The following is a 16,049-nucleotide window of genomic DNA, read 5'->3' as shown; positions in this document are numbered from 1 at the left end:
TTACCGGAGGATCCGGGACAGCCGGCACCAGGCCGCCTTGTCCGGCGGCAGGCCGAAGCGCAGGCGCGCGGGGGCCTCGGCGAAGCGCCGGACATAGATCCCGGCCGCACCGAGGCGGTCGTAGAGGCCGGGCGCGTCGGGAAAGTCGGCGGTGCGGAACAGGCAGGTGCCGCCGATGGGCGTTCCGCCGGCCCGCCGGATCATCCGGTCGAGGCGCGCGGCATCCGCGGCCCGGGCGATGACGGCCTCCCGCCGCCAGGACGCATCGGACAGGGCGGTGCGCCCGATGGCGAGGGCGGGGCCGGAGACCGCCCAGGGCCCGAGCGCCTCCGCGAGGGCGGCGGCGCGACCCGGTTCGCCGAGGGCGAAGCCGAGCCGGATGCCGGCGAGACCGTAGGTCTTTCCGAAGGAGCGCAGGACCACGAGGCCCGGGCCGAGGGAGGCCCCCAGGGTCTCGAGCGGCTCCAGGTCGGCGAAGGCCTCATCGACGACGAGCAGGCCGCCACGGCCCGCGAGGTCGCTGGCGAGCGCCCGCAGCGTTGCGGCCTCCCAGGTCCGTCCGTCCGGGTTGTTGGGGTTCACGACGACGACCACGTCCGCGTCCCGGGCCGCCGCGAGTCCCGGCACGGTCGCGACGGCGTGGCCGGCCCGGGTCCAGGCGGCGGCGTGCTCGGCATAGGTCGGTCCCAGCACGGCGACCCGGCCACGGGGCTGCAGGCGCGGCAGGGTCTCGATCAGGATCTGGGTTCCGGGCGCGGCGACGATGCGCTCGAGATCGGCCACTCCGTAAGCCTCGGCGGCGGCCGCGCGCAGGGCAGCGAGGTCGGCGGCCGAGGGCAGGCGCTGGAAGGCGCTGGCGTCGAGGGCCGGACACGGATAGGGCACCGGATTGATCCCCGTGGAGAGATCGAGCCAGGGCTCGGGCGCTTGCGGGAAGAGGCGCCGGGCGGCATCGAGGTCGCCGCCATGGGCGATTCCCTCCCCGGTCCCCGGGCCGCGCGCCATCACCGAGACCGCATGTCCTGGACCGCCTTCACCCATCCGCCCGATACGCTCATCGTCCTGGTGCTCGCCCTCGCCGTCGAGGCGGCGGTCGGCTATCCGGACCGGCTCTACAGGGCGCTCGGCCATCCTGTCACCTGGATCGGCGCGCTGATCGCGGCCCTCGACCGCCATTGGAACCGGGGGGCGCCCATCCGTCGCCGGCTCGCGGGCGTGGCCGGGCTCCTCGTGCTCTTGGGAGTCGTCGGCGGCCTCGCCCTGGTCCTCACCGCGCTGGCCGGGGCCGCCGGCCTCCTGCCCGCGCTCATCGTCCTCGCCCTGCTGGCGGCGAGCCTGCCGGCCCAGCGCAGCCTCCACAGCCACGTCGCCCGCGTGGCGGCCGATCTGCGGCGCGACGGCCTCGCGGGCGGGCGTCTCGCCGTGTCGATGATCGTCGGGCGCGATCCCGAGACCCTGGACGAGGCCGGCATCTGCCGGGCCGCCATCGAGAGCCTCTCCGAGAACTTCTCCGACGGCATCGTGGCGCCGGCCTTCTGGATCGGGGTCGGCGGCCTGCCCGGCGGCGCGCTCTACAAGGCGATCAACACGGCCGACAGCATGATCGGCCACCGCACCCCGCGCCACGCGGCCTATGGCTGGGCCGCCGCCCGCCTCGACGATCTCGTGAACCTTCCGGCTTCGCGGCTGACCGCCCTGCTTCTCATCGCGGCCGCGGCCGTCCATGCCGGCGCGTCGCCCGGCCATGCCTGGCGGGCGGTGCGGCGGGATGCGGGCCGCCACCGCTCGCCCAATGCCGGCTGGCCGGAAGCCGCCATGGCCGGCGCCCTCGGCCTTCGCCTCGCAGGCCCCCGCACCTACGGCGCCACCCGCGTCGAGGATGGCTGGATGGGCGACGGGCGCGCCGCGGCGACCCCGGCCGACGTGGAGCGGGCGCTTGCACTCTACCGCACGGCGTGCGGATTCCTGTTCGGGCTCGCCCTCCTCGCCCTCGTCCTCCTCAAGGTTGCCCTCGCATGATCCGGTCGAAGACGACGCGCCTCGGGCGATGCGGAGCTTTGGCGCTGGCCGCCCTCGTCGCTCCGACGCCCGGCCGCACCGGCGAGGCCGTGCCGACGCCCTACACCGTGATCGGCGACTTCGACGGCGAGACGAAGGACGACAGGGCCTACGACCTCAGCGGCATGGCCTGCCGCCCGGCGGACGCGGACGGCAGCCGCCTCTGCGTCGTGGTCAACGATGAGAACCGCGGCGCGCAGTTCGCCCGCCTCGGCGGGACCACGCTGACGCCCGGCGCCGTTGCCTACGACCTCGGCACGGCGCCCGCGCGGGACATCCGCGGGATGCGCCCCGCGCAGTCCCAGTGCAGCGGCGGCAACGGAAAGTTCGATCAGCTCGACGGCGAGGCCGTGGCCTATGCCGCGCCCTACTTCTACGTCACCGGCTCGCATGGCTGCACCCGGGGCAAGCGCAAGTACAAGCTGTCGTCGATGATCCTGACGCGCCTGCGGCCGAACGCCGACGGCACCGCCGCCACGGAGACGGTGAGCACATACCGGCTGTTCGACGCCCTGATGGCCGCTGCGCCCGTCCGCGACTACGTGCTGCGCGACCTGGAATTCGACTGGAACGCCTTGCCGCCGGAGGGCACGCCCCAGCCGAACGGCCTGAACGTCGAGGGGCTCGCCGTCGTGGGCGACCGGCTCTACGCGGGCCTGCGGGCACCGAGCCTCGACGGCAAGGCCTTCCTCGTCTCCGTCCCGGTCGAGGCACTGTTCGCGGACGGAAACGCCGCCCTGTCGGCCGAGGTCACCACGATCGCCCTGGAGGCCGGACCCGATGCCGGCATCCGCGACCTCACGATCCTGCCCGACGGACGGATGCTGGTGCTCACCGGCTCGTCCCGCAACGGCCTGCCCGTGCCCTCTCGACTGTCCCTCGCCGCGTTACCCTCCGGCACCCTCACCGCCGTCGCCACCCTCGCGCCGGTCCGGGGCGAGAGCGAGAAGGGCAAGGTCATCGACGGCAAGGCCGAGGCCGTGGTCCCGCTCGGGCCGGGCCAGGTGCTCGTCCTGTTCGACAGCCTCCGGAACGGGGCGCCACACGCCTACGCGGTGCCGATCCCCGAGATCGACGCGCCGACGCCACCCTGAGGCCCGGGGCCGGCATCCGCCGCGACCCGGCGGGCGGCGTCACGGCGGAGCGCCGAGAGGACGACGAACATCAGGCTCGCACCGAGCCCGAGGCAGGCCGCCAGGAAGTACATCGGCGCGAGGTTGCTGCCGGTCTGGTCGCGGATGAACGGCACGGCGTTCTGCGCGATGAGGCCGCCGAGGTTGCCCACCGAATTGATGGCGGCGATGCCGGCGGCGGCGCTCGCGCCCTTGAGGAAGGTCGCCGGCAGGGACCAGAACACGGGCTGCGCCGAGAACACGCCGGCCGCGGCCACGCAGAGGCAGGCGAACTTCACCACCGATCCGGGCAGCAGGACGCTGAGCACCAGGGCCAGGGCCGCCACGAGGCCCGGCACCACCACGTGCCAGACCTGGTCGCCCGTGCGCGCCGCCCGCCGCGGCACCCACCACAGCGCCAACGCCGTGATCAGCCACGGGATGATGTTGATGAAGCCGTTGACGGTGTTCGAGACGTCGAAGGTGCGTACCACCGTCGGAAGCCAGTAGCTCAGGCCGTAGGCGGCCAGCGGGAAGGCGATGTAGACGGAGGCGAGCATCCAGACCCGACGGTCGAGGAGGGCCGCGAACGGATTGCCGTGCTCGACCTTCCCGCCGGATTCGCGCTCGGCCGCGAGGGTGCGGCTCAGCCAGTCGCGTCCGTCCCGGCTGAGCCAGGGCGCCTGTTCTGGCCCGTCGGGCAGGATGCGCAGGACGATGACCGCCAGGGCCAGGGCGGGGATTCCGGTGGCCACGAACACCCATTGCCAGCCCTTGAGGCCGAGGGTGCCGTCGAGGTCGAGGAGCGCGCCGCCGATGGCCGCGCCGACGGCGTTGGCCAGCGCGCTCGCGATCATGAACCAGCCGATCATCCGCGCCCGGTGCGATTGCGGAAACCACAGGGTCAGGGCGAACAGGACGCCGGGGAAGAAGCCCGCCTCCGCGACGCCCAGGAGGAAGCGGAGAACGTAGAACATCGTCGTGTTCTGGGTGAAGCCGAGCAGGAGAGTGATCAGCCCCCAGGTGAGCATGATCCGGGCGAACCAGCGCCGGGCGCCGACCCGCTCCAGGATGACGTTGCTGGGCACCTCGAACAGGAAGTAGCCGAGGAAGAACAGCGATGCCCCGAGCCCGTAGACGCTCTCGCTGAGGCCGAGATCGCCCACCATCTGCAGCTTGGCGTAGGAGATGTTCTGCCGGTCGATATAGGCGATCAGGTACATCAGCCCGAGGAGCGGCATCAGCCGCAGCGTCACGGTGCGGATCGTCGCCTCGGCGACCCGGGCGTCGACTTGGGGCGGGGACGGGGTCATCGGGAGCTTCCTCGCCGCGCCCGCTTCGACTCGGGCGTTCCGGCGCGGAGCCTAATCCGTCCGGCCGCTACGACGCCAGGGCGAGGAGCGCGTCGCAGGCGACATGCGCCTCGCAATGATCGGCGAGCCGGTCGAGCACCGCCTCGATGCCGGCCTCGTAGGCCAGCCCGCCCGGGGCCGCGCCGAGGCGGGCGAGCCAGGCGCCGCGCTGGCGGTCGTCGGCGAACAGGCCGTGCACGTAGGTGCCGGTCACGCGGCCGTCGGCCGAGACCGCGCCGTCGAAGCGTCCGTCCGCCAGTTGGATCGCCGGGCGCGCGGTGTCGGGCCCGGTGGTGTCCCCCACATGCATCTCGTAGCCCGAGAACGGTACGCCGTCCGGCTGGCTGGTGCCGGTGACGGCGGCTAGGTGCTTCTCCGGCGTCATCACGGTCGCGATGTCGAGGAGCCCGAGGCCCGGCACCGAGCGGGGCGCGCCCTCGATGCCGTGCGGGTCGTCGATGCGCCGGCCGAGCATCTGGTAGCCGCCGCACAGCCCGAGCACCCGCCCGCCGCGCCGGACATGGGCGCGCAGGTCGATGTCCCAGCCCTCCGCGCGAAAGGCTTCGAGGTCGTCGATGGTGGTCTTCGAGCCGGGCAGCAGCACGAGGTCGGCCACCGGGATCGGCTCGCCCGGGCGCACGAGCACCACCGCCACGTCGGGCTCGGCCCGGAGCGGGTCGAGGTCGTCGAAGTTGGCGATGCGCGGCAGCACCGGCACGGCCACGACCTTGCGCCCGGTCGATCCGGCGCCCGAGCCCGCGAGCCCGAGGGCATCCTCCGCCGGCAGGCGAGCCGCCTCGGGAAAGTGCGGGATCAGCCCGAAGCTCGGCCAGCCGGTCGCCTGCGCGATGGTGGCCATGCCGTCGGCGAACAGGCTGGGATCGCCGCGGAAGCGGTTGACGAGAAAGCCCCGGATCATCGCGGCATCGGCCGGATCGATCACCGCCTTGGTGCCGACGAGGCTGGCGATGACGCCGCCCCGGTCGATGTCGCCGAGCAGGATCACCGGCGTGCCGGTGGCGCGGGCAAACCCCATATTGGCGATGTCGCCGGCCCGCAGGTTGACCTCGGAGGCCGAGCCCGCCCCCTCGACCACCACGAGGTCGGCCTCGGCCTTCAGATACGCGAAGCTCTCCAGGACCGAGGCGAGGAGGCGCGGTTTCCAGGCCTGGTAGTCCCGCGCCTTGGCGGTGCCGACCATGCGGCCCTGGACCACGACCTGGCTGCCGGTCTCGCTCTGAGGCTTCAGCAGCACCGGGTTCATGTGCACCGAGAGCGCCACGCCGGCCGCCCGCGCCTGCAAGGCCTGGGCCCGCCCGATCTCGCCGCCATCGGCCGTGACGGCGGCGTTGTTCGACATGTTCTGCGGCTTGAACGGCCGCACGGCGAGCCCGCGCCGGGCGAAGACCCGGCACAGCCCGGCGACGATCAGCGACTTGCCGACATCCGAGCCGGTGCCCTGGATCATGAGGGCGCGGGTCATGGCTGTGGCCGCCCCGACGGGGACGTCGCGCAGGCCGGATCGACGGGGCGCCCGGCGCGATGAAAGGCCAGGATGGCGGCCCCGTAGGTCTCGACCACCTCCGCGAAGGGTACGCGCTCCGCCGTGAACAGCACGGCCCGATGCCGGAACAGATGGTCCGGGATAGCGAGGTCGCCGCAGGTCGCCGCCGGGGGCGGCGCCTGGTCCCACCCGTGCGGCAGGGGCTGCCACAGGAGCTCGGCACCGATGGTCTGCCGCGTCGTGCCGAGGGCCTGGACCGCCCGGCCGAACGGCGTGTCCGTGGTCTCGAGAAGGCGGTTCATCTCCGGGGTCAGGCGCTCGGGCACGTACCAGTTGTCCGCCTCGGACAGGACGTGGTCGCCGCAGGCGAGCTTCACCTGACGGTAGCGCAGGAGCGTGTCGGGCCCGGCATTCAGGCGCCGGCGCGTCTCCTCCGAGGCCGGCTTGTCCGCGCCGCGCTGCAGGTTCGCCGCGAGCCGGGGGGTCGCGGCCATGCCGTGCTCGGCGCACCAGCCTTCGAGGATCGCGGTGGCGGAGCGGCTGGCGAGCAGCCGGGCGTTCAGCCCCTCCACCACGGCCAGGGCCTCGACGCGGCCCAGATAGGTGGCGGGCCACGGCCCGGCCGGGTCGGCCCGGAGTCCGGGCGCTCCCATGACAGTGGACAGCGCGACCGCCACGATGGCCGCCCGCATCAGAACTCGATCCCCGCCTGCGCCTTCACCCCGGCGGCGAAGTGGTGCTTCACGCTGCCCATCTCGGTGACGAGGTCGGCGGCCTCGATCAGGGCCGGCTTGGCGTTGCGGCCGGTGACGATGACGTGGAGATCCGGTCGGCGCGCCCGGAAGGCCGCCACCACGGCGTCGAGATCGAGGTAGTCGTAGCGCAGCGCGATGTTGAGCTCGTCCAGCACAACGAGGCGGATCGTCGGATCGGCCATGAGGTCGAGAGCCTTGGCCCAGGCATGCTCGGCGGCGGCGATGTCGCGGGCCTTGTCCTGGGTCTCCCAGGTGAAGCCCTCGCCGAGCGTGTGCCAATCGATCCGATCGCCGAAAGCCTTGAGGGCGTGCTTCTCGCCGGTGTCCCAGGCGCCCTTGATGAACTGCACCACGCCGACGCGCCAGCCATGGCCGAGGGCCCGCAGCATCAGCCCGAGGGCCGCCGTGGTCTTGCCCTTTCCGGGACCGGTATTGACGATGAGGAGCCCCTTCTCGATAGTCTTCTCCGCCACCTCGGCGTCCTGGACGGCCTTGCGCTTCTCCATCTTCTCGCGGTGCCGCGCGGCCTCGGTCTCGGCGTCCGTCATGGGGTGGCTCCGGGTTGGGGTTTCACGATCATCGGCAGACCCGCCACCGTGAGGACGACGCGGTCCGCCTGGGCCGCGAGGCGCTGGTGCAGGCGCCCGGCGGCGTCGCGGAAGCGGCGCGCGAGGGCGTTGTCCGGCACGATCCCGAGGCCGACCTCGTTGCCGACCAGGACCACCGGGCCGGGGGCCGCCGCACAGGCCGCGAGCAGCGCGGCGGTGGCAGCCTCGAGGTCGGCCTCGGCCAGGATGAGGTTGGTGAGCCAGAGGGTGAGGCAATCGACCAGCACCGGCCCAGTCGCGGCGGCGACCGCCTCGGCCAGGGCGATCGGCACGTCCTGCGTGATCCAGCCCTCCGGGCGGCGGGCGCGGTGGAGCGCGATGCGCTCCCGCATCTCGTCGTCCCAGGCCTGGGCGGTGGCGAGGTAGAGCCAGGGTCGAGGCTGGGCCTCGATCAGCGCCTCGGCATGGGCGCTCTTGCCCGAGCGCGCGCCGCCGAGCACGAGGATCATTCGGGGTGGAGGATGCGGCATGGGGCATGCTGTGCCCGATATCGAGGTCCGAGGTCAAAGGCGGGAAACCCGCCCGGGCCGCGTTGTCAGCGGATCGGCAACCGCGTAGAAGCGAGGATCGGACGGTGCCCCGGCGACGGGGTGAAAAGGGAATGCGGTGAGGGGGCGACCCTGAAACCGCGGCTGCCCCCGCAACTGTGAGCGGAGACGGGACTGCCATCAGCCACTGGAGCGATCCGGGAAGGCGGCAGGACCAGCGACCCGCGAGCCAGGAGACCTGCCGTCGAAAGTGGACCTGCCGTCCACGCCCCATCCTTGACGGCCGCCGGCGGGGTGGCCAGGAGATGTACCCGATGTCGACCAACACCCTCGTCCTGACCGGCACCCGCACCAACGAGCGCCTCGGCGCCGTACTCGTGGCCGCCTTCCTCGGCCTCGGCCTCGTGTTCATGGCCGGCTTCGCCCCGGCGATGGCGCTGCACAACGCGGCGCACGACTTCCGGCACAGCCAGAACTTCCCCTGCCACTGAGCGCCTCCGCTTAAGGCAGAACCGCCCATGATCATCCGGCTCGTGTCGGCGGCCCTGGTCGCCGGCTTCCTCGCGGCTGTCGTCGCGACGGGCCTGCAGCTCGCGCTCACCTCGCCGCTCATCATCGCGGCCGAGCGCTACGAGACGCAGGCCTCCGCCACCCCCGTCCGGCCGACCCCCGCCGCCCTGATCGTCCGCGTCCACGGCGGTCACGATCACGGCACCAAGGATCCCTCGGTGGCGGGCGGCGAAGTCGCGCCCGACTGGCAGCCGGGCCCCGGCCTGCCGCGCATGGCCTTCACGGCCCTGGCCACCCTGGTGGGCGGCGTCGGCTACGCGCTCCTGCTCGGCGCCGTGCTCCTCGCCTGCCACCGCGAGCCCAGCCCCGAGGCCGGCCTGCGCTTCGCCATCGGGGGCTTCCTCGCCGTGGCGCTGGCCCCGGCCCTCGGCCTGGCCCCGGAACTCCCCGGCATGGAGGCCGCGCCGTTGGCCGACCGCCAGTTCTGGTGGGTGATGACCGCCGCGGCCACCGCCATGGGCCTCTACCTCATCGCGATCCGGCGGGCGCCGATCACCATCGCGGGCGGCCTCGTGCTCCTCGTGGCGCCCCATCTTGCCGGGGCGCCGGAGGCGAGCCACGCCGCCTCGAACCTGCCGGCCTCGTACGCCGCGCAGTTCGCCGCGCGCTCGCTCGGCATCGCCTTCGTGTTCTGGGCGGTGATCGGGCTGGCCTATGGCTGGGCCTGGGGCCTCTTCGGCCGAACCCGGCCGACCCATGCCTGAGGCTGCGCCCGTCACCCTCTACGTCTGCGCCACCTGCCGGGCGGCCGGCGATACGGCGGAGCCCCGCGCCGGCGCCCGCCTGCTGGCGGCGCTCCAGGAGGCCGTGAGCACCGGGGCCCACCCTGGCATCACGGTCGAGAGCGTCGAATGCCTCTCGGTCTGCAAGCGCCCCTGCACCGTGGCGGTCGCCTCGCAAGGCCGCTGGACCTACGTCTACGGCGACCTCGACCCGGTCGCCTCCGCCGGCACCATCCTGGACGGCGTCGCGCTCTACGCCGAGACAGCCGACGGCATCGTGCCGTGGAAGGCGCGGCCCCAGGAATTCCGCAAGGGCGTCGTCGCCCGCATCCCGCCGTTCCCCGCTCCTCTGCCGCCGCTCGCGGCGCCCCGCATCACGGACGCCGCCGAATGACCCTCGTCGCCAAGATCCCCTGCACCATCGTCACGGGCTTCCTCGGGGCCGGCAAGACCACCCTGGTGCGCCACCTCGTGGAGAACGCCGGCGGCCGGCGCCTCGCCATCATCGTCAACGAGTTCGGCGACATCGGCTTCGACGGCTCGTTCCTGGCCGCCTGCGGCATTGAGGGCTGCGGCGACGAGGACATCGTCGAGCTCGCCAACGGCTGCATCTGCTGCACCGTGGCCGACGACTTCGTGCCGGCCCTGAACAAGCTCCTCGACCGGGCCGATCCGCCCGAGCACATCCTGATCGAGACCTCGGGCCTCGCCCTGCCGAAGCCCCTAGTCCAGGCCTTCCAGTGGCCGGCGATCCGCTCGCGGGTGACGGTGGACGGCGTGGTCGCGGTCATCGACGGCCCCGCCGTGGCCGCGGGCTTCTTCGCCGACGACCCGGCGGCGCTGGCCGCCCAGCGCGCGGACGACGCCAGCGTCGACCACGACAATCCGCTGGAAGAAGTGTTCGAGGACCAGCTCCTCTGCGCCGACCTCGTGGTGATGAACAAGGCCGACCTCCTCGACGAGGCCGGGCGCGCCAAGGTCCGCGCCGAGGTCACCGAACACCTGCCCCGCGCGGTGAAGATGGTGGAGGCCGAGCACGGCCGCCTCGACCCGCGCGTGATTCTGGGAATCCAGGCGGCGGCCGAGGACGACCTCGACGCGCGTCCCTCCCACCACGGCGACGGCGAGGACCACGACCACGACGACTTCGATTCGGTGGCGCTGCCCGTGGCGGCCACGGCCTCCGCCGAGGACCTGGCGCTTCGCGTCGCCCGCGCCGCCGAGACCGAGGGCGTGCTGCGCATCAAGGGCTTCGCCGAGGTCACCGGCAAGCCGATGCGCCTCGTGGTCCAGGGCGTCGGCGCCCGCATCGCCCACCATTACGACCGCCCCTGGAAGTCCAGCGAGCCCCGCGACGGCCGCCTCGTGGTGATCGGCCTCAAGGGCTTCGACCAGGGCGCCGTCGCCGCCGCCCTGGCGGGATAAGCGCCCGCCATGCACCTGATCCGCATCGATACGGTCTCCCTCGACGAGGGCGAAGCCGCGATCGATCTCGGTCAGGCGCCGGGCGACATCGTCTTCCTCTCCTTCACGGATTCCGACCTGTTCGGCATGGCCGGGGCCTACGCGGCGGTGTTTCCGGCAGCCTCGGACGCGGCCCCGACCCTGCGGCTCGCCAAGCTCGCCAAGCTCCGCCACCCGATGTCGGTCGACCTCTACGTCGAGTCGGTGATCGCCCGGGCGCGGATCGTGGTGATCCGCTGCCTCGGCGGGCTCGATTACTGGCGCTACGGGATCGAGCGCGCCAGCGCGGCCGCCCGCGCCGCCGGGGTCGCCCTCGTGGTGCTGCCGGGCGACGACCGGCCCGACCCACGCCTCGACGCCTATTCCACGAAGCCGGAGCTCGCCTCCGACTTCGACGCCTATTTCCGCGCCGGGGGCGCGGCAAACCTACGCCGCCTGATCGGACGCCTGGCCGTCGCGATCGGCTATGCCGGGCCGGTCGAACCGCCGCTGCCCCTGCCCCGCGGCTTCGTCTGCTGCCCGGGCTGCGGCCCCGTCGCGGACGACCAGGCGCTCGCCGCCGGACGGCCGTTCCGGACCGCCCCGGCGGAGGCGCCCCTGGCGCTGCTGGTGGTCTACCGGTCCAGCGTGCTCTCCGGTGATACCGCGCCGATCGCCGCGTTGGGCGCCGCGCTCCAGGCGCGCGGCCTCGCGGTGCTGGCCGTGGCGGTGTCGAGCCTGAAGGACCCCGCCGCGACCGCGCCCTTGCGGGCCGCCATCGCCGCGCACCGGCCCGCCATCGTCATCGCCGCCACCGCCTTCTCGGCCCGGGAGGATGCAGGTTTCGTCCTCGATACCGCCGATTGCCCGGTCCTCCAGGCCTTCAGCATCGGTGCGGCGCGGGACGCCTGGACCGCCTCCACCCGAGGCATGGGTGCAGCCGACCTCGCCATGCAGGTCGCCCTGCCGGAATTCGACGGCCGGCTCTCGGGCTTTCCGATCTCGTTCAAGGAGGAGGGTCCGGAAACCGAGGGCTTCGCCGAGCGACGGGCCGTGCCGCACGCGGAGGGCATCGCGGCCCTGGCCGAGCGCGCCGCCGCCTGGATCCGCCTCGCCCGGCTGCCCCGGGCCGAGCGCCGCCTCGCCCTGGTGCTCTCGGATTACCCCGCCCGCGGCGGCCGCGCGGGATTCGCCGTCGGGCTCGATACGCCCGAAAGCGCGCGCGCGATCGTCGCGGACCTGCGGCAGGCCGGCTACGGCGTCGGCGCGCTGCCCGAGCCCGAGGCGCTGATGCGGGCGCTGACGCGCGGTCCCCGGGACTTCGCGGTCGCCCTCGACGCCTACCGGGCGTGGCTCGGCACGCTGCCGGAGACCGCCCGCGCGGCCCTCGACGCCGAGTGGGGTCCGCCCGAGGCCGACCCGGCCTGCCGGAACGGCGCCTTCCGCTTCGCGAGCGTGGCCCCGCAGGGCGGCCGCCTCGCGGTCTTCCTGCAGCCGGATCGCGGGCGGTCGAAGGACCGGAAGGCCGCCTATCACGACCCCGACGCGGTGCCGACCCACGCCTATCTGGCCTTCCATCTCGGCCTGCGCAGCCGATTCGACGCGCTCATCCACCTCGGCACCCACGGCACCACCGAGTGGCTGCCGGGCAAGGCCGTCGCCCTGTCGCCGGATTGCTGGCCGGCCCGCGCCGTCGGGGCGCTCCCGGTGGTCTATCCCTTCATCGTCGACGATCCGGGCGAGGCCGCGCCCCTGAAGCGCCGCCTCGGGGGCGTCGCCCTCGGGCACCTGACGCCGCAGACCGGCGTGACGGGGCTCGACCCCGACGCGGCACGCCTGCGCGAACTCGTGGAGGAGTACTCCGCCGCCAGCGTCCTCGACCCGCGCCGCGCCGCGATCCTGGCGCGCACCATCCTGGACGAGGCGCTGTCGGCCGGGCTGCTCGCCGGCGCCGGGATCGACGCCGGGACGCCGATGCCGGACGCGCTCGCGGCCCTCGACGCGCATCTCTGCGACCTCGGGGAGGTGACCGCGCGCGACGGGCTGCACGTCTTCGGCCGCGCCGCCCCCGAGGCGCCCGCCGCCGTAGGGGCCTGTGCCGAGGGCGAGCGCCTCGGCCTGCTGCGCGCCCTCGACGGGCGCTTCGTGGCGCCCGGTCCCGCCGGCTCGCCGTCGCGCGGCCGCACCGACGTGATGCCGACGGGGCGCAACCTCGCCACCCTCGACCCGCGCAGCCTGCCGACCCGGGCCGCCACCACCCTCGGGGCCAAGGCCGCCGACGCCGTAGTCCTGCGCTACCTGCAGGACGAGGGCGAGTACCCGGCCCGGATCGTCATGGACCTCTGGGCCTCGCCGACCCTGCGCACCGGCGGCGAGGACATCGCCCATGCCCTGGCGCTGATGGGCGTGCGCCCGGTCTGGGACCATGCCTCGACCCGGGTCACCGGCTTCGAGGTGCTGCCGCTGGCCCTCCTCGACCGGCCGCGCATCGACGTGACGGTGCGGGTCTCGGGTGCCTTTCGCGACACCTTCCCGGAGACCCTGTCGCTCCTCGCCCGGGCCGCCGAGGCGGTGGCCGCCCGCGAGGAGGAGGACGACGAGAATCCCCTCGCCGCGGCCCGCCGCCGGGGCGAGGCGCCGGCCCGCGTCTACGGCGCCGCGCCGGGGCGCTACGGTGCCGGGGCGGGCGGGCTCGCCCTCGACGGCGCCTGGGACAGCCGCGACGACCTCGGGCGGGCCTATCTCGACGCCACCTCCCATGCCTATGCCGGCGCGGCCGAGGCGGCGGATGCCGGCTTCGCCGCCCGGGTGGCCGGCGCCGATGCCTACGTGCACGCCTTCGACGTCGCCGAGCGCGATCTCCTCGACGGCGACGCCGCCGTGGAGGCGATGGGCGGCTTCTCGGCCGCCGCCGCCCTGACGGGGGCCCGCCCCGCCCTCTACAGCCTCGACGTCGCCACGCCCGAGACCCCGAAGGCCCGCACCGCCCGCGAGGATGCCGCCCGCCTGATCCGGGGCCGCCTCGCCCATCCGCGCTGGATCGCGGCGCAGCTCCGGCACGGCTATCGCGGCGCCCAGGAGCTGGCCCAGGGAATCGACGCGGTGTTCGTCCTCGCCGCCACGACGGATGCGGTCTCCAACGCCGACCTCGATCGGCTCTACGGCGCGATGATCGCCGATCTCGAGACCTTCGAAACCCTGCGGGCAGCCAATCCCGAGGCGGCCCGCGCCATCCTCGAACGGTTCGACGAAGCCCGCCGACGCGGCCTCTGGACCACCCGGCGCAACGCCATGGCGGCCGACGAGATGGCGGCCGACGAGAGGGCGGCCGACGCGTTGCTGCGCGAGGCGGCGGAATGAACGCGCCCCGCCGCGTCGCCCCCGAGGCGCCGAGCCGGCGCGGCTGGTGCCCGAGCCTCGCCCGGCCGATGCCCACCGGCGACGGCCTGCTCGCCCGCGTCCACCCGCCCCTCGGGCGCCTCACCCCGGCCCAGGCCCGGGCGGTGGCGTCGGGCGCGCGCGGCTTCGGCAACGGCCATGTCGACGTCACCGCCCGGGCCAACCTGCAGATCCGCGGCGTCACCGAGGCGACCCGCTGCGGTCTGGCCGAAGCCCTGGCGGCCGTCGGACTCGGGGATGTCCGCCACGACGGAGGCCCGCAGCGCCTGACCCTGACCACGCCGCTGGCCGGGCTCGAACCCGCGGGGCCGGTCGATGTCCCGGCCCTGGCGCGCCGGATCGAGGCGCTCGGGCTGGCAATCCCCGGCCTGCCGCCGAAGGCGCTGGTCGCCGTCGAGGCGGCCACCCAGGGCATCACCCTCGGCACCGCGGAAGCAGACCTTCACGGCGTCGTCACCCGGGACGGCCTGGCCCTGCATCTCGCGGGCGATGCGGCCTGGTGGCGCCTGCCCGACGATGACGCGGAGACCGTCGTGGCGGCGGCCCTGCACCTGCTGGCGGCGAGCGGACAACGCCGGATGCGCGATGTCCCCGACGTGGCGCGCGCGGAGATCCCGGCTCGCTTCGCCCTGTCGCGCATCCCGGCCCCGGCCGCGGCGTCCGTCCTGAGCCCGGGCGTGCTCGCCCTGCCGACTCCCATCGGACCCGAACGCGGGTTCCCTCTTCCAGAGGGAGAGAGACAGGGTGAGGTATGTGGGTTGTCCGGAGCGATCGCACACCGCACCCCACCCCTCTCCTTCCAGGAGCGGGAGGCCCCGCGATCCTCACCGCCGAGGGCGGATGGCCCCGTCGCCCTCCTGGTCGACGCCCCCTTCGGGCGCTGCACGGCCGACGCCCTCGACAGTCTCGCCGAGACGGCGGACGCCGTCGGTGCAGCCGACCTGCGCCTCTCGCCGACCCGCGGCTTCCTCCTCGTCTGCCCCGATGCCGCAGCCGCCGAAATCGCGCGCGAAACCCTGGCCGCGGCCGGATTCCTGACGCGGGCCGACGATCCGCGCGGCGCGGTGGCGGCCTGCCCCGGGGCACCGGCCTGCGCGTCCGGCTCGACACCGACCTTGCTCGACGCCGCTCGGTTGGCCGAAGTCTTCCGGCCCTTCGCGGCGCAGGGCCTGCGCGCCCATGTCTCGGGCTGCCTCAAGGGCTGTGCCCATCCGGGTGCCGCCGACCTCACCCTCGTCGGGCGGGAGGGGCAGTACGACGTGGTGCTGTCCGGGCGGCCCGATGCGTTGCCGGCGATGCGCCTCCCTTTCGAGGCCGCGCTGGAGCGCGTAAGGAAGGCGGATTCGGCCCATTCCCTCGCCCAGATCTTCCCAGAACACCCGCCAGGACCACGACCGTCATGAGTTCCCGCCTCGACTACCTGCGTGACGGTGGGGCGATCTATGCCCGCTCCTTCGCGATGATCCGGGCCGAGGCCGACCTCGCGCGCTTCCAGGGCACCGCCGAGCGGGTCGTGGTGCGGATGATCCACGCCTGCGGCATGACCGACCTGCCGCGCGACGTGGAGGCCTCGCCCGACTTCGCCCAAGCCGGCGAGGCGGCCCTGAAGGCCGGCGCGCCGATCCTGTGCGACGTCCGCATGGTCGCCGACGGCGTCACGCGGGCTCGGCTGCCCGCCGACAACCGGGTGATCTGCACCTTGAGCGATCCGCGCGTGCCGGACCTCGCCGCTGCCATGAACACCACCCGGTCGGCCGCCGCGATGGAGCTCTGGCGCGAGCACCTGCCCGGCAGCGTCGTGGCGGTGGGCAACGCCCCGACCTCGCTGTTCCGCCTCCTCGAACTCCTCGACGAGGGCGTGCCGCCCCCCGCCGCCGTCATCGGCATTCCTGTCGGATTCGTCGGCGCCGCCGAGTCGAAGGAAGCGCTCGCCCGCGACGGCCGCGTGCCCTTCATCGTGGTCCATGGTCGGCGCGGCGGCAGCGCCATGACGGCTGCGGCCATCAACGCGCTCGCGCAAGAGATCGAGTGAGTGATC

General features: G+C 74.0%; 15 protein-coding genes and 1 riboswitch. Of the genes, 9 read left to right on the top strand and 6 right to left on the bottom strand.

Translation table 11 applies throughout. The features are described 5' to 3' along the window. Positions 1–1,005: a threonine-phosphate decarboxylase CobD gene (cobD, locus tag ASF58_RS04015; RefSeq protein WP_055947508.1), complete on the bottom strand. Its 1,005-nt coding sequence runs from the start codon at positions 1,003–1,005 to the stop codon at positions 1–3. Between the two features lie 12 nt (positions 1,006–1,017). Between cobD and cbiB the strand changes: the two genes are divergently transcribed. Next, entirely contained in the window at positions 1,018–2,019 is a 1,002-nt protein-coding gene (gene cbiB / locus ASF58_RS04010) for an adenosylcobinamide-phosphate synthase CbiB (protein WP_055948792.1), read from the top strand. Beyond that, positions 2,016–3,152 (top strand): DUF3616 domain-containing protein, encoded by a 1,137-nt coding sequence (locus tag ASF58_RS04005; protein WP_082512806.1) that lies wholly within the window; start codon positions 2,016–2,018, stop codon positions 3,150–3,152. Before cbiB ends, ASF58_RS04005 begins: the two co-directional genes overlap by 4 nt. Here the strand turns inward: ASF58_RS04005 and ASF58_RS04000 are convergent. From ASF58_RS04000 to cobU, 5 genes are all read right to left on the bottom strand, one after another. Further along, on the bottom strand, positions 3,107–4,483 hold the full coding sequence (locus tag ASF58_RS04000; protein ID WP_055947504.1) for an MFS transporter: 1,377 nt from the start codon (positions 4,481–4,483) through the stop codon (positions 3,107–3,109). The genes ASF58_RS04005 and ASF58_RS04000 overlap by 46 nt on opposite strands. Before the next feature lie 67 nt (positions 4,484–4,550). Next, positions 4,551–6,005 (bottom strand): cobyric acid synthase, encoded by a 1,455-nt coding sequence (locus ASF58_RS03995; protein WP_200930164.1) that lies wholly within the window; start codon positions 6,003–6,005, stop codon positions 4,551–4,553. Further along, positions 6,002–6,679, bottom strand: coding sequence for a hypothetical protein (locus tag ASF58_RS03990; RefSeq protein WP_055948786.1), 678 nt, complete (start codon positions 6,677–6,679; stop codon positions 6,002–6,004). Before ASF58_RS03990 ends, ASF58_RS03995 begins: the two co-directional genes overlap by 4 nt. Before the next feature lie 38 nt (positions 6,680–6,717). After that, positions 6,718–7,329 carry a cob(I)yrinic acid a,c-diamide adenosyltransferase gene (cobO, locus tag ASF58_RS03985; RefSeq protein ID WP_055947502.1) on the bottom strand — a complete coding sequence of 204 codons (612 nt, stop codon included), beginning with the start codon at positions 7,327–7,329 and terminating at the stop codon, positions 6,718–6,720. Continuing rightward, positions 7,326–7,838, bottom strand: coding sequence for a bifunctional adenosylcobinamide kinase/adenosylcobinamide-phosphate guanylyltransferase (cobU, locus tag ASF58_RS03980; protein ID WP_055947497.1), 513 nt, complete (start codon positions 7,836–7,838; stop codon positions 7,326–7,328). Before cobU ends, cobO begins: the two co-directional genes overlap by 4 nt. Before the next feature lie 106 nt (positions 7,839–7,944). After that, positions 7,945–8,138, top strand: a riboswitch (cobalamin riboswitch). 53 nt (positions 8,139–8,191) lie between these two features. Between cobU and ASF58_RS03975 the strand changes: the two genes are divergently transcribed. From ASF58_RS03975 to ASF58_RS03945, 7 genes are read left to right on the top strand one after another with little or no spacing between them, the layout of a single operon-like run. Next, positions 8,192–8,368 (top strand): CbtB-domain containing protein, encoded by a 177-nt coding sequence (locus ASF58_RS03975; RefSeq protein WP_055947494.1) that lies wholly within the window; start codon positions 8,192–8,194, stop codon positions 8,366–8,368. Positions 8,369–8,395: 27 nt separating this feature from the next. Beyond that, positions 8,396–9,151, top strand: coding sequence for a CbtA family protein (locus ASF58_RS03970; protein ID WP_055947490.1), 756 nt, complete (start codon positions 8,396–8,398; stop codon positions 9,149–9,151). Next, positions 9,144–9,563, top strand: a complete 420-nt coding sequence (locus tag ASF58_RS03965; protein WP_055947486.1) for a DUF1636 domain-containing protein — start codon at positions 9,144–9,146, stop codon at positions 9,561–9,563. The genes ASF58_RS03970 and ASF58_RS03965 overlap by 8 nt, the downstream gene beginning before the upstream one ends. Further along, a complete protein-coding gene (gene cobW, locus ASF58_RS03960) occupies positions 9,560–10,594 on the top strand; it encodes a cobalamin biosynthesis protein CobW (protein WP_055947483.1) in 1,035 nt (344 codons plus the stop codon). The genes ASF58_RS03965 and cobW overlap by 4 nt, the downstream gene beginning before the upstream one ends. Positions 10,595–10,603: 9 nt before the next feature. Next, positions 10,604–13,972: a cobaltochelatase subunit CobN gene (gene cobN, locus ASF58_RS03955; protein WP_055947482.1), complete on the top strand. Its 3,369-nt coding sequence runs from the start codon at positions 10,604–10,606 to the stop codon at positions 13,970–13,972. Continuing rightward, positions 13,969–15,414, top strand: a complete 1,446-nt coding sequence (gene cobG / locus ASF58_RS03950; RefSeq protein WP_055947479.1) for a precorrin-3B synthase — start codon at positions 13,969–13,971, stop codon at positions 15,412–15,414. The genes cobN and cobG overlap by 4 nt, the downstream gene beginning before the upstream one ends. Continuing rightward, a complete protein-coding gene (locus ASF58_RS03945; RefSeq protein ID WP_055947476.1) occupies positions 15,411–16,043 on the top strand; it encodes a precorrin-8X methylmutase in 633 nt (210 codons plus the stop codon). Before cobG ends, ASF58_RS03945 begins: the two co-directional genes overlap by 4 nt. Positions 16,044–16,049: the final 6 nt, after the last annotated feature.

Source organism: Methylobacterium sp. Leaf125, assembly GCF_001423085.1.
GTDB lineage: Bacteria > Pseudomonadota > Alphaproteobacteria > Rhizobiales > Beijerinckiaceae > Methylobacterium.
Note: the sequence above shows the minus strand (reverse complement) of the source record. Positions and strands in the feature narration are given on the sequence as shown.

What these genes read in the sequence shown, in the direction of transcription:
- cobO (WP_055947502.1), bottom strand. Translation starts at nt 7,329, where the DNA reads ATGACGGACGCCGAGACCGAGGCCGCGCGGCACCGCGAGAAGATGGAG.
- cobG (WP_055947479.1), top strand. Translation starts at nt 13,969, where the DNA reads ATGAACGCGCCCCGCCGCGTCGCCCCCGAGGCGCCGAGCCGGCGCGGC.
- cobW (WP_055947483.1), top strand. Translation starts at nt 9,560, where the DNA reads ATGACCCTCGTCGCCAAGATCCCCTGCACCATCGTCACGGGCTTCCTC.
- ASF58_RS03945 (WP_055947476.1), top strand. Translation starts at nt 15,411, where the DNA reads ATGAGTTCCCGCCTCGACTACCTGCGTGACGGTGGGGCGATCTATGCC.
- cobU (WP_055947497.1), bottom strand. Translation starts at nt 7,838, where the DNA reads ATGATCCTCGTGCTCGGCGGCGCGCGCTCGGGCAAGAGCGCCCATGCC.
- ASF58_RS04000 (WP_055947504.1), bottom strand. Translation starts at nt 4,483, where the DNA reads ATGACCCCGTCCCCGCCCCAAGTCGACGCCCGGGTCGCCGAGGCGACG.
- ASF58_RS03970 (WP_055947490.1), top strand. Translation starts at nt 8,396, where the DNA reads ATGATCATCCGGCTCGTGTCGGCGGCCCTGGTCGCCGGCTTCCTCGCG.
- ASF58_RS03995 (WP_200930164.1), bottom strand. Translation starts at nt 6,005, where the DNA reads ATGACCCGCGCCCTCATGATCCAGGGCACCGGCTCGGATGTCGGCAAG.
- cbiB (WP_055948792.1), top strand. Translation starts at nt 1,018, where the DNA reads ATGTCCTGGACCGCCTTCACCCATCCGCCCGATACGCTCATCGTCCTG.
- cobN (WP_055947482.1), top strand. Translation starts at nt 10,604, where the DNA reads ATGCACCTGATCCGCATCGATACGGTCTCCCTCGACGAGGGCGAAGCC.
- ASF58_RS03975 (WP_055947494.1), top strand. Translation starts at nt 8,192, where the DNA reads ATGTCGACCAACACCCTCGTCCTGACCGGCACCCGCACCAACGAGCGC.
- cobD (WP_055947508.1), bottom strand. Translation starts at nt 1,005, where the DNA reads ATGGCGCGCGGCCCGGGGACCGGGGAGGGAATCGCCCATGGCGGCGAC.
- ASF58_RS03990 (WP_055948786.1), bottom strand. Translation starts at nt 6,679, where the DNA reads ATGGGAGCGCCCGGACTCCGGGCCGACCCGGCCGGGCCGTGGCCCGCC.
- ASF58_RS03965 (WP_055947486.1), top strand. Translation starts at nt 9,144, where the DNA reads ATGCCTGAGGCTGCGCCCGTCACCCTCTACGTCTGCGCCACCTGCCGG.
- ASF58_RS04005 (WP_082512806.1), top strand. Translation starts at nt 2,016, where the DNA reads ATGATCCGGTCGAAGACGACGCGCCTCGGGCGATGCGGAGCTTTGGCG.